The 11,908-nt window shown below is 72.3% G+C and carries 11 protein-coding genes; 4 read left to right on the forward strand and 7 right to left on the reverse strand.

Annotated elements, in window-relative coordinates; all coding sequences use genetic code 11:
• From NBZ85_RS19145 to NBZ85_RS19165, 5 genes are all read right to left on the reverse strand, one after another.
• Positions 1–799, reverse strand: a 799-nt coding sequence (locus tag NBZ85_RS19145; RefSeq protein WP_261562342.1) for a serine/threonine-protein kinase, incomplete at its 3' end; no start/stop codon positions are given.
• A gap of 71 nt (positions 800–870) precedes the next feature.
• Positions 871–2,034, reverse strand: a complete 1,164-nt coding sequence (locus tag NBZ85_RS19150; RefSeq protein WP_261555200.1) for a TAXI family TRAP transporter solute-binding subunit — start codon at positions 2,032–2,034, stop codon at positions 871–873.
• Positions 2,035–2,263: 229 nt separating this feature from the next.
• Complete coding sequence (locus NBZ85_RS19155; protein WP_261562343.1) at positions 2,264–4,039, reverse strand: hypothetical protein; 1,776 nt, start codon at positions 4,037–4,039, stop codon at positions 2,264–2,266.
• A 410-nt stretch (positions 4,040–4,449) separates the two neighbouring features.
• Entirely contained in the window at positions 4,450–4,950 is a 501-nt protein-coding gene (locus NBZ85_RS19160) for a hypothetical protein (RefSeq protein WP_261555202.1), read from the reverse strand.
• Positions 4,947–5,075, reverse strand: a complete 129-nt coding sequence (locus tag NBZ85_RS19165; RefSeq protein ID WP_261562344.1) for a hypothetical protein — start codon at positions 5,073–5,075, stop codon at positions 4,947–4,949. Before NBZ85_RS19165 ends, NBZ85_RS19160 begins: the two co-directional genes overlap by 4 nt.
• A 252-nt stretch (positions 5,076–5,327) precedes the next feature.
• Here NBZ85_RS19165 and NBZ85_RS19170 point away from each other — a divergent pair, with 252 nt between their 5' ends.
• Together NBZ85_RS19170 and NBZ85_RS19175 are read left to right on the forward strand one after the other, a co-directional pair.
• Positions 5,328–6,572: a thioesterase domain-containing protein gene (locus NBZ85_RS19170; RefSeq protein WP_261555220.1), complete on the forward strand. Its 1,245-nt coding sequence runs from the start codon at positions 5,328–5,330 to the stop codon at positions 6,570–6,572.
• 240 nt (positions 6,573–6,812) lie between these two features.
• Positions 6,813–7,727, forward strand: a complete 915-nt coding sequence (locus NBZ85_RS19175) for a TIGR03854 family LLM class F420-dependent oxidoreductase (protein ID WP_261555221.1) — start codon at positions 6,813–6,815, stop codon at positions 7,725–7,727.
• 135 nt (positions 7,728–7,862) lie between these two features.
• Here NBZ85_RS19175 and NBZ85_RS19180 read toward each other — a convergent pair whose 3' ends face one another.
• Positions 7,863–8,624 carry an SDR family NAD(P)-dependent oxidoreductase gene (locus NBZ85_RS19180; protein ID WP_261555203.1) on the reverse strand — a complete coding sequence of 254 codons (762 nt, stop codon included), beginning with the start codon at positions 8,622–8,624 and terminating at the stop codon, positions 7,863–7,865.
• 599 nt (positions 8,625–9,223) lie between these two features.
• Between NBZ85_RS19180 and NBZ85_RS19185 the strand changes: the two genes are divergently transcribed.
• Positions 9,224–9,553, forward strand: a complete 330-nt coding sequence (locus NBZ85_RS19185; protein ID WP_261555204.1) for a hypothetical protein — start codon at positions 9,224–9,226, stop codon at positions 9,551–9,553.
• Between the two features lie 30 nt (positions 9,554–9,583).
• Here NBZ85_RS19185 and NBZ85_RS19190 read toward each other — a convergent pair whose 3' ends face one another.
• Complete coding sequence (locus tag NBZ85_RS19190) at positions 9,584–10,345, reverse strand: SDR family oxidoreductase (protein ID WP_261555205.1); 762 nt, start codon at positions 10,343–10,345, stop codon at positions 9,584–9,586.
• A 576-nt stretch (positions 10,346–10,921) separates the two neighbouring features.
• Here NBZ85_RS19190 and NBZ85_RS19195 point away from each other — a divergent pair.
• The coding region (locus tag NBZ85_RS19195) for a phosphatase PAP2 family protein (protein ID WP_308205193.1) at positions 10,922–11,908 on the forward strand (987 nt) is incomplete at its 3' end.

Below are 11,908 nucleotides of genomic sequence, written 5' to 3' on the forward strand. Positions count from 1 at the left end.
GGCGGGTGAGCAACCCGACGAGCTCGCCGGCCGAGGGGCGTAGCGCGGGATTCTTCGCCAGGCAGCGGGAGACCGGTTCGAGTAACCGGTCGGGGGTGCCGGCCAGCTCCGGTTCGGCCGCCCCGATCCGCAGCGCGACGATCTCCTGGGACTCGCCGCGGAACGGCCGCCGCCCGGTCGCGGCGAACACCACGCAGCAGGCCCACGCGAAGATGTCGGAGGCCGGGGTCGCCGTCTGCCCGCCGAGCTGCTCGGGGGACATCCACGCGATCGTCCCGACCAGCTCGCCGTCCTGGGTGTAGCCGGTGTACTCGGCTGAGCGGGCGACACCGAAGTCGATGACCTTCGGTCCGGTCCAGGACATGACGATGTTCGCCGGCTTCAGGTCGCGGTGCACGACCGCGGCGCCGTGGATGGCCTCCAGCGCGGCGGCGAGACCGAGCGTGAGGTTGTCGAGATGCCGGTCGAGGAGCGGCCCGTGCTCCAGCACGGCGGCGTGCAGCGTCGGGCCCGGCACATACTCCGTCGCGAGCCAGGGGCGTGGGCCCTCCACCTCGGCGTTGATCACCTGGACGACGGTGCTTGCCCGAACGTGCCACGCGGCCGAAACCTCCGCGCGGAACCGTGCCCGGAACTCCGGATCGCTGGCATACGCCTCGTGCGGCACCTTCACCGCGACCGGCAGTTCCTCGTCCGCGAACCCGAGGTAAACGATACCCATGCCCCCGGCGCCGATGCGGTTGTGCAGATGGTACGGCCCCACCAGCCTGGGGTCGGTAGCGGTCAGTGGTCTTAGCACGGTGTGTCCTCTAGCCCCAGTCTCCGGCGGCCCCGCCTTCGGGCTCCCTGCGTTTACGGGTCCCGGTCATGTCAGGCTGCGCCGCAGCTCGGTACCCGCTGGAATTGTCGAAGGTAGTATTCCGCGGCTGCCGGATGCAGCGGTATGTAGCAGAAAAGCGGCCCTTCGTAAATGGACAGGGCGTCTGGGATGCGCCGGTGGGCGGGGTTGGCGCCCCAGAGCGCCCCCTCGTAGTCGCCCTGATCCCGGTACAGCTCGGCGGTCGCCCGGCGGACCAGCGCCGGGTCTGTGCCGGCGCGGGCGATCAGGCCGTTGGGAATCGTGACGGTCCGGATCGGGCGGATTCCCGCGTAGTCCGCGGGGCCCAGGCCGCCGGCGCCGAACACCTCGCCGGCGTAGAAGTGCGCCCGGTTGCCGTAGAACGTGTTCCAGTCCTTCGTGATCGGGGCCCGGTACTCGGACAGGTCGAGCAGGCGCAGCCGGGCTCCGGCGGCGATGGCGGTCCTGATCTGCCGGGTGCCCGCGCCGCCGGCCCAGACGACCGCGTCCACCGTGCCCGCGGACAGCCGCCGCAGCGCTTCGTCGATGGAGGAGTCGTCGAGGTCGGGATGACAGTTGGGCAGGCCGACCCGGAGCAGGACGTCGCCGATCTGGCGGACACCCGAACCCGGCTGGCCGGCCGCGATCGTTCGGTTGCACAGCTCGGCCAGCCTGTCGACCCGCCGGTCGTCCGAGCCGAGCGGGCGGTCCCGGACGATCACGTGCAGCAGATCCTGGTGCACCGGCCCGAGGGTGCGCAGGCCCGTCACCGGGTGGCCGCCGCGCGTCGGGTCGAACTGGTTCACCCCTTCGGTGGCGTCCACGGTGGTGTTGAGCTGGGCAATTGCCAATCCGCAGCGGGGCGGCTCGGGGGATTCGAGGTCGTAGATGTTTTCTGTGGAGCCGGCCGTCTCCACCACGTCCACGTCGAAGTGTTCCGGCGCCGCCTCGAGCCGGGTACGGAGCACCCGGGCAAACTGGTTGTACGGGGAACCGACGGTGCCAGTGAAGATCTGTACGGATGCGCATGTTGACCGCCCGGCAGGCGGCCAGCCGCTCGCGGCCGAGGAACCTCCGGTCGTTGCGGCGAGGGAAGCGGCGACTGCCACGGCGAGCACGGCGACGCCGACCACGGCGGCGCGTTGGCGTCGGGTCAGCCTTTCCGGGCGGCGGCCCGCCGGTTGGTCCGTCGACACCGCGCGTCCTCCGCTCTGGACTGTTGACCTGCGACGACCTGTTGACCTGCGGACCGGGGTCGCGGAATGCGGGAAATCGTAGAGGAATCGTCGTGGCGGGTTCCCGGCCGGGCGGCGCGAATGTCCGTCCTGCGGCCAGCTTCTCGCCAAACCCTTCCAGGCGACGATTCTTCCCGGCGGCTCGGCTTGTCCGCTGGGCGACATCAGCGCGGGCGATGCCCGCGGTGGATCATCGCGCGGGCAACCACAGGTCGACCCCGCCGACGTGCCGCGCCGGGTGGCCGACGAGGCTGCCCAGCAGCGCGCGCAGCTCGGTGGGTCGCCGAGCCGGCCCCAGCACGACGGCGTCCGGGGACAACCGCCTGTACGCGTCGCGGACCTGGGGGGAACCGAGGGCGGTGGCCGCCGTCGTCGTGCCGTTGTCGAGGTCGATGAGGGCAGCGGTCAGGGCATCGCCGGGGCCGTGGAACGAGGCCTGACCGGTCGGGCCCGGCACGGTGCAGTAGCAGCCAGGCATGACGAAGCGGAAGTGCGCCTCGGCCTGCCACAGCATCGCCTCCGCCTGCTGGGGATGCGGGTAGGGGACGACGAGGGCGGTGGCATTCGCCGGGATCTGCCGCACTCCGTCGCCGGTGAAGAAGGCGGGGGTGTGGGCCGGAGTGGTGAGCAGCGGGGCGGGGACGAGCGCGGCCAGCGCGCCGGCGGTCACCAGGGCGGCGCCTGATCGGGCGAGCCGGCCGTGCCATCCGCCTGGCCCGCTGTGCATGTCGCCGTGCCCGCCGAGGCTGCCCAGGTCCGGAAACGTGCCGTCCACCGGCGGGACATCCGCAGGGTCGGTGGCGCGCCGATACTCATCGCGCCACCGGTCCAGGCCGACGGCGGTCACGGCGGCCGCGCACATCATCACGTACAGCGCGAACCGTGAGGGCAGGGCGTTGTGGAGCACCGGCACCTTTTCGAGGACCAGCCAGGGCAGCGGGATCCGGGTGGCGCGGCCGTCGACGTGCAGGTGGTCGCCCAGTGAGAGGACCGCCATCACCAGGCCGACGGGGGCGAGGACGCCGACGAGTGGGTGGCGGCGCGCGCGGACCGTCGCGGCCAGCGCCAGCAGGATCAGCGGAACTCCCAGGTAGCCGCCGACCTCGACGGCGTTGCCGGTGAAGCGCAGGCTGTGCCGCAGGGCGAGGTCCGGGGCGATTTCCTGCAGTGGCGTCGGCGTGACGAAGCTCCACAGGTCGGTCACGGCGATGCCGGACGGCTGGATCGAGCCGTGGACCCGCTGCCCGCCGAGAAACTGCATGCCCAGCGGCCAGGCGAGGCCGACGGCGGCGACCAGCGCGGCCGTCGCCAGACCGTGCAGCGCCGGGCCCAGCCGCTCGCGGGCCGCAGCGCGGTGGCGGGCGGCGAGAACCACGAGCCCGACGGCCGCCGTCAGCGCCGAGGTCGCGAGGATCTCCTCGCCGATGAGGGCCTGCGCGGTGACCGCGCATCCCAGCAGGATCCCCGTGCGCCGCGGGCTGCGGCCGCGGACGATCAGATCGTCGAGCAGCAGGAGTAGCAGCGGCGGGAACGGGGCGAACGCCAGGTGCAGGTGGCCGTAGGAGCTGCCGATCAGGTACGGCCCGAAGCCGTAGAGCAGGCCGGCAAGGGCGGCGGGGCAGTCCCGGACCCAGCGGCGCAGCACCCAGAACAGGGCGAGACCGCTGATCACGGGGGCGAGCGTGAGCAGCACCGTCAGTGTGGTCACGGGACCGCCGAGCAGGGTGATCGGCGCCGTGAGCAGGCCGAGCAGCACCACCGGGGTGCTCCAGAGGATGTTCGCGCCCGCGGGGGAGTTGATGTGGTGGGTCAGGAACGGGTCGAGGCCATTGCCGAACGCATGCGGTGCCCAACCGAGGAACCACGAGAACAGGTAGGCGTCACCGCCGCCGTAGGTGATCTCCCCGAGATGTCGCCAACTCGCGCGGAAGATCCAGACGGACAGGACGAGGTAGCTGAGCGTCACCGCGAGTGGAACCAGTCGGCGCCGCCGGTCGCGGACTGCCGCCGGCGTGGTGGCCGGCCGCTGCCCGGCCGGCCTGGCGATCGGAAATGCGCTCGCGACCCCGGTTTCCGGACTGCTGGTCTTCGGAGCCCCCCTTCGCGGGGTTCCGGTACTGCTGATCTCGGAGCTGGTCACGACGGTCCCCCCTCGCGTGCCCCGCGGCCCGACGCGCTGCCCGCACTGGTCGGGATATGCACGGCGGTGCCGACGATATCCGCCCCGGCTATCCCCATTGCAGACAAAACGCACCTGATCTGGTGCGCAGTGTGACCGGCGTTGGTAGGAGTGGTCCCACGGGAGATACCCGTTCCCGCGGGGGACCCGACCGATTGGCGACGCATCGGCCGCGGTTCTGCGTTGTTTGCCCGGTATTACCCGGCTATTTGATCCATGCCCGTCGCCTCGGGTCCGGACGGCGTCCACTCGGCGACCAGGGCCGAAAAAGTGCGATATCTCGCGATGGTGTAGCTGGCGGACACGACGCCACGGCGGTCGAGCACGGCGACGGGGTAGCCCCGTTCCGCGCGGTAGCCTCGCTCGCCGATGATGATCCGCCCGCCCAGCCGGACCACGCCGACCACGCAGGGCAGCGCGGTCCAGCGCGGCCGGCGCGCCGCGGCGAGGATCTCCGGGGTGCGCCAGGCGTACAGGCCGCACAGGCAATGCTCGTCCGGCACCCGGTCATGACCAGCCGGGGCCGGTTCGCCGGCGGCGGTTGAATCGGGCCGCTTCGTCCGCAGGCACTGTGCCTGCGTGATGCCGTCGGGCCGCCACAGCAGCATGCTCGGCGGGAACGGCGACCACGGAGTCCAGGCCGGGCGCAGCTGCCCCCGGTCGTCCACCGCCCATTGGCGCCAGCCGAGCAGGCTCACCCGGGCACCGGCTCCCGTTCCGGCGCCGGGGCGGCCGGGACGGCCGGGATTGTCAACGGCTCGGCATCGGGGAAGCTGATCGGCTCGTCCTCGACGATCCGCTCGGGTTTGCCCACATCGCCCACGCTTCCACGGTGGACGCCGGGGGCCGCCGACGTCAATGGCAACTCCGGGCCGCGTGACCCGCCTGCGTCGCGGCGCGAGGGGTGGCGTCGCCGCCCGGGACGGGGCCGTCCGCTGGTCGTGGGGAGCGCGGTAGCCGGTCGCGGACGCAGGCGCGGCCCGGGGAGCATCGCCGAACCGGCCGGCACCGACGGGTGTGTCGGGCTAGTCCGACACTGGTGTTCAATGTGGCCCTCACATAGTCCTATGGGGTGATGTCGTTGCTGGGCACGTCCGCGGCCGATCGGCTGCCCGATTCCTTGTCACCGAGTCCAGACAGCACCGTGGACGTCACGACTCCCGCGGAGGCCACCGGCCCTGCCGACTCCACCGGCCCTGCCGACTCCACTGGCACCGTCGGCGGTGCGACCGCTGCCGCCGACCCGGCGGGGGACGGCCCGTACGAGAGGGCGGCAACGCTGCTGTGGGCCCGCGTGCTCGGGATGACCGCCATCGGCCCGCACGACGACGCCGTGGGGGCCCCCGGTGGCGAGGCGGCCGCGGGCGAGCTCGCGGCGGTCCTGCGCGACGAGTTCGGGGTGGCGCTGCCCGTGTCGGAGATCGTGGCGGCCCGCACGCCGGCCGGGTTCGCCGCCGTCTGGGCCGCCCATCAGGGTGAGGCGGACCGCCACCCCACCGTGGTGCCGCTGACCGCCGCCGCACCGGGCACGCCGCTGTTCTGCTTCCCCGAGGCCGGCGCGCCCGCGATCGCCCTGCTGCCGTTTGCCCGCCATTTCGCCGCTGAACGCCGCGTCTACGGACTGCAGGCGCACGCCCTGGAACAGCGCGGCCTCCCGGACTGGTCGGTGGCGGCCGCGGCTCGCCGCCATGTGGCCGAGCTCCGGCTGCTGCAGCCGACCGGTCCGTACCTGCTGGCGGGGCACTCGTTCGGTGGCCTGATCGCGCTCGAGGTAGCCCGGCTGCTGCGGCGGGCGGGCCATGAGGTCGGCCTGCTGGCGCTGATCGACACCTACCTGCCCGGCACCGCCCGGCTGACCCGTACCGGCGCGATCATCCCGACGAGCCAGTTGGAGGGCCGGCACCCGGACCGGCCGCAGGACGTTCCACGCTCGGACGGACCTGGGCCGCTCGCCGCCGACGAAGGCCCCGCGCTGAGCCCGCGGGTGGTGGCCGACCGGCTGCGCCAGCTCGTCGAGCTCCCGCTCGCCGGCGTCGTCCGCTTCCGCGGAACGCACCGCTACGACGTCTTCCACAATCAGGGTCGCATCCTCACGATGGCCTACCGGCCGCATACCTACGAGGGGCGCACGGTCGTCTGGCTCGCCGACGACCACGACGAGATCGAGGCGTGGCGCGGGGTGCTCGCCGGTCCCGCGTCGATCCGGCGCATCCCCGGGGACCACCGGACGGTCCTGCGCCAGCCCCTGCTCGCCGAGGTGGTCGCCGACCTGCGTGCGGATCTCGCCGCCGTGCCCGGAGTCGACACCGCCGGTAGCTGAACACCGCCGGTAGCTGAACACCGCCGGTAGCCGAGTGCCGCCGGTAGCCGAGTGCCGCCCGCTCGTCACGAAGCGCGGCGGGCGGCGGGACCTCGGCCGTTCGGTGGCGCCCGGGACGGTGTCGCTGGATGGATTCGGGCGGTGCAGTGCCCGTAAAGGTGACCCACGTCGCTCGCTCAGCCCCCACTATGGAGCGAGAGCTCGGGCGCCGACGGATCCCGGGCCAGGATGGAGCGGGTGATGAAGGTCCGGATCGGCATTGGCTTCGGCAGCGTCGCGCCGGCCGGGTTCGCGGCCTTGGTGGACCGGCTGGAGAAGCTCGAGATCGATTCGCTGTGGCTGTCCGAACAGCTCTCCACGCCCGCCGTGGACCCGCTCGCCGGGATGGCCTTTGCCCTGGGCCGCACCAGCCGGCTGAAGGTCGGCTCAGGGGTGGCGGTGCTGCCGGGCCGTAACCCGGTGCTGCTCGCCAAGCAGCTGGGATCGCTGGCGCTGCTGGCCCCGCGCCGGGTGCTGCCGGTGCTGGGCCTCGCACCGGGCCGGCCGGAGGACCGGCCCGCCTACCCGCTCCCCGAGGGGCGCAGCGGGGTCCGGCCCGCGGGGACCGTGGGCCGTCGAGGTGCGGTGTTCGACGAGGCGCTGGACGTCCTGCGGCGGCTGCTACGCGAGCCGCGGGTGACCTTCCACGGCGAGTTCTTCGACTTCACCGACGTCGGCATCGGGGAGCTGCCCACCCGGCCGCTGGACATCTGGCTCGGCGGTGCGGCCCCGGCCGCGCTGCGTCGGATCGGCCGCTTCGGCGACGGCTGGTTGGCGAGCATGGTCAGTCCCGAGCAGGCGGCGGCCGGCATCGCCGAGATTCAGCAGGCCGCAGTGGCGGTGGGCCGGCGGATCGACGACGATCACTTCGGGCTGAGCCTGCGCGTCGCCTTCGCGCCGCCGCCGGCCAACGCCCTGGCGGCGCTGCGGCGGCGCTACCCCGACGTCGATCCAGCGCGGCTCATGCCGGTGGGGTGGGCCGCGGCGCGGGAGTTGATCGGTGAGTACCTCGCCGTCGGGGTGAGCAAGTTCGTCGTCCATCCGGCGACGACGCCGGACGGGTGGCCGAGCTTCCTCGATTCCTTCGCGGCCGAACTGATGCCATTGGAAAGCTGACGCCATCCGCGGAACTGACGCCGGTTGACCCAAGCCTGCCGGACAATACGGACGTTCGATGTCCGGCAGGCGGGAAGAGGTCCGGGTTCCGGATCAGACGTGTGCGGATGGTCGGCGGTGCTCCTCGGGGCCGGATCACGTGATACTGAAACCGCCATCCACCGCGAGCGTCTGCCCGGTGACGAAGCTGCCGGCGTCCGACGCCAGGAAGAGCAGCGCGGCGGTCAGTTCTGCAGGCTCCCCGAAGCGGCCGTCGAGGACCCGCGCCAACTGCGCCTTGACGTAGTCGGGCTGGTACTCGTCCGTCATCTCGCTGCGGAAGAAACCGGGGGCGAGCGCATTCACCCGGATGCCCTGGCGACCGGTCCACTGCTGGGCCAGATCCCGGGTGAGCCCGATCAGGCCGGCCTTGCTGGCCGTGTAGGCGGCCTGAGGCAGCCCGGCGGTCGTCAGGCCCAGCACGCTGGAGATGTTGACGATGCTGCTGCCCGGCCGCATCACCCGGGCGGCGGCCTGCGCCATCCAGTAGCTGCCGCTGAGATTGACGTCCAGGACGGAGCGGAACTGTTCGGGCGTCTCGCGCAGGGCGGGCACCGCCGTTCCGACCCCGGCGTTGTTGACCAGTACGTCCACCCGGCCGAACGCCTCCATCGCGGCCGCCACGACACGCTCGGCGCTGGCCGGGTCGGCCACGTCGGCGGCGACGGTGAGGGCACTGCGACCGGCCGACTCCACGAGCTTTGCGGTGGCGCCGAGCCGCTCGACCCGCCGGGCGGCGAGGACCACGTCCGCGCCGGCCTCGGCGAGGCCGCGGGCGAAGTCCACCCCGAGCCCGGATGACGCCCCCGTGACTATCGCGACCCGGCCGTCCAGCCGGAACCGGTCCAACACCGACATCTGGTGCTCCTTCGCGCCGAGGTTGCCACCGTCGTGCCGGCGGCGATCGTCACGCGGCCCTGCGCCCGCCGGTGCGGACCCGCCGCGAACCGCCGGCGGAACCCGGCCCGCCCTGTCTGAAGCGTCGCAGGTGAGGCCCGTGGGCACCCGCGGAACACCGGAGGTGATCGCCTGCGTCTCCTCGGTCACGACTGGTCGGTTTGGCCCACTGGTGGGAGCACTCCAGGGCCCATCGTTACCGCCAAGGTCTTCCCCTTTCCGGTTTCGCCCGCCACAATCAACCGGGAACGGTGAGCGGCTGACAGGCGGTGCGGACCCGGCATCTGGCGGCATTACCCGCCAGCGCGGCGGGCGTCGTGCCCAAACGCGATCCGGAACAGATGATCTGCGGGTAGAGGGGGTACTGACGATGTGTCGGTATCCGCGGCACCGCAGGCCGTGAAGCGAGACAATCCCGTTCACACCGACAGTCGATCGACGGCACTGGGGAAAGCCTCGCTGGAGGAAACGTGGAACGGGCAGAGCGAACGAAAGCCACCCCCCGGGTTCGGACCGAACGCCATGTTGTGCTCGGCGTCCGCTTCGGTGATCTGTCGGATATGGCTGATGTATTGCTGGCCGCTGACCTGGCGGCGCGGCTCGACGGCCATCTCGTGCTGATCGCGACGATGGACCGCTGGTCCCGATGGGCGCGGTGGACCGCCGGGGTGTATTGCGCATTCGGCGTCGAGACGGTCATGTGCGCCGCACGGATCGCCGAGGAGGAGACCCGGGAGGAGCTCAAACGGCGGCTGCGGTCGCTGCTCGACCTCGTCGGCGTCGACTGGAGCGTTCAGTGGGCCAGCGGTTCTCCCCGCCGGGCCGCCGTGCGCTACACCCGCCGCCATCCGGACGCGATGGTGATCCTGCGTCCCGAGCGCACCCGCTGAGTCAACGGCGGTGCGGCGGCCGCTCACCGGTCACCGCCCACCGGCCACGTCGAGCACGGCCCCCGTCACGTAGGACGCCTGCGCCGTGCAGAGCCAGGTCACCGCGGCCGCGACCTCCTCGGCCCGGCCCGGCCGGCCCAGCGGCACGGCCGCACCCAGCCGCCGGGCCCGCTCCGGATCTCCGCCCGAGGCGTGGATCTCCGTGTCGATGTATCCCGGCCGAACGCCGTTCACCCTGATGCCCTCGGCGGCCACCTCCTGGGCGAGCCCTTTCGTCAGCGTGTCGAGGGCTCCCTTGCTCGCCGCATAGTCGACGTAGGTCCCCGGGCTGCCGAGCCGCGCGGCCGCGGAGGAGACGTTAACGATCGATCCGCCTGGCCCGCCGCGGCGCGTCGACATCCGGCGCACCGCCGCTCCCGAGCACAGGAAGGCGGCGGCGATGTTGACGGTGAACATCTGGTTCAGCCGCGCGGCGTCCATCTCGTCGACCCGGGCGGCGGGCGCGACCACGCCTGCGTTGTTGACCAGGGCCGTCACCGGCCCGAGCCGGTCCGCGGCGGCGAACAGGTCGGCGACGGCGCCGGCGGGCTGCGCCAGGTCGGCGGCCACCGACGCGGCGGCGACGCCGAGCTCCCGGCACCGCCGTGTCACCCGTTCGGCGGCGGCGGAGTCAGCCCGGTAGCCCAGGCAGACATCCCAGCCGAGCCGGGCGAGTGCGACCGAGCAGGCCGCCCCGATGCCGCGGCCACCACCCGTCACGACCGCCACGCCGAGAGCGCGCGGTTCGGGCATGCCCATCACTCCTTGTACTCATTAGCCGTACTCATTAGACGATCTTGTGGGCGACTCTGGACGCCGTCCTGCTTCCAGCGAAGCGTCGAGGATGCCCGGGGGGTCGTGGTCCAGTAGTCCACCCGCGACAAGGGAGAGCTACCACCAGTGCGCCCGGGCGTTGAACATCCGACACTGACGGTGTCGAACCGCGACGTTGCCATCACGTTGCGCCTGACTGGCGTGTCCATGTCGGGACGTGACCGGCTCCGCCGTCGATCGAGCGTTCACGTGATGCATGTCTGACAGCGCATATCACGTGGCGTGAAGGTGGTCCGGAGGTGCACAGTCGTCATCAGCACGGTGACCGGTGGGTGCGCGCTGGCCGGTGACCTGCTCGCAGGGGCGGGGCATACCAGGCGGTTCGTGGTGGTTGTCGGTAGCGGGCAGGTGGCGGGACCGGCGTGGCCGGGTGTTGGGTCGACTGTCCGTCGCTGGTTGATCGGCGTGACGCGTCGTGGTGGCCGCGAGACGTTGGGAGGAACACCGATGCGCTGGGCCCCATCCACGGACTCGGCCGATGGCCGCCGTCCGGCAGTGAGCTCGCCTCTGGTCCGGCACGGGCTGGGGACGCTGGGCTGCCCACCGCCCCGAACGTCCACCGCGCCGCCCGACCAGCTCGGCGGGATGAACGCGGGCGCCGTCGCGGGTGCGGGTGCGCCTGGCGGCCCGCTCGCCCGGATGCGCCGGGTGGCCGGGGCGGTGGCCTACGCCGTCAGCCAGCTCCTGCTCATCGCCGTGCTCTACGGGACGTACAGCTTCAGCCGCCACCTGGCCAGCGGCCGGGAGTCGGCGGCGCTGGCCGCCGGGAAGGACGTCTGGCGGCTCGAGCGCTTCCTGCACCTGCCCAGCGAGGCCGCCGTCCAACGCCTGGCGTTGCACTCGCACCTGCTGATCCGGGGCGCGGACTGGTTCTACATCCTCGTCCACTTCCCGTCGGTCATCCTGCTACTGCTGTGGGTGTTCATCCGGCATCGCCGGCACTGGACCCGGGTCCGCAACGTTCTGATCATGACCACCGGCATGGCACTGATCATCCACTTGTTGTATCCGCTGGCGCCGCCCCGCTTCCTGCCGTCGGTGCCGCACGGGTCGCTCGTCGACACCGGCGCGGTCTACGGCCCCTCGCCCTACGGCGAGGGCAGTGGCGGGATCGCCAACGAGTACGCCGCGATGCCGAGCCTGCACGTCGGTTGGTCGCTGCTCGAGGCCTGGGCGGTCATCACGATCCTGCACCACCGCGCCCGGTGGCTGATGGTGCTGCACCCGGTCCTCACCATCGTGGTCGTGGTCATCACCGCCAACCACTACTGGCTCGACGGCTTCGTGGGCGCCTCGCTGGTGGTGGTGTCGATCGTCGTGCTCGACCAGGCCAACCGCGCGTGGGCCGGGCGTGGGCTGAACCGCCACGAGACATCCCTGCGGATCCCCGCACCCGCACCATCGGTAGAAGCGCCGTCACCCGCGGTGCCGTCACCCGCGGTGCCGCCGCCGGCCACGTCGCCCGAGTCGGCTGCGCAGTCG

The organism is Frankia tisae, assembly GCF_025403405.1.
Lineage (GTDB): Bacteria > Actinomycetota > Actinomycetes > Frankiales > Frankiaceae > Frankia > Frankia tisai.

What these genes read in the sequence shown, in the direction of transcription:
- NBZ85_RS19180 (WP_261555203.1), bottom strand. Translation starts at nt 8,624, where the DNA reads ATGTCGGTGTTGGACCGGTTCCGGCTGGACGGCCGGGTCGCGATAGTC.
- NBZ85_RS19175 (WP_261555221.1), top strand. Translation starts at nt 6,813, where the DNA reads ATGAAGGTCCGGATCGGCATTGGCTTCGGCAGCGTCGCGCCGGCCGGG.
- NBZ85_RS19185 (WP_261555204.1), top strand. Translation starts at nt 9,224, where the DNA reads ATGGCTGATGTATTGCTGGCCGCTGACCTGGCGGCGCGGCTCGACGGC.
- NBZ85_RS19170 (WP_261555220.1), top strand. Translation starts at nt 5,328, where the DNA reads ATGTCGTTGCTGGGCACGTCCGCGGCCGATCGGCTGCCCGATTCCTTG.
- NBZ85_RS19190 (WP_261555205.1), bottom strand. Translation starts at nt 10,345, where the DNA reads ATGCCCGAACCGCGCGCTCTCGGCGTGGCGGTCGTGACGGGTGGTGGC.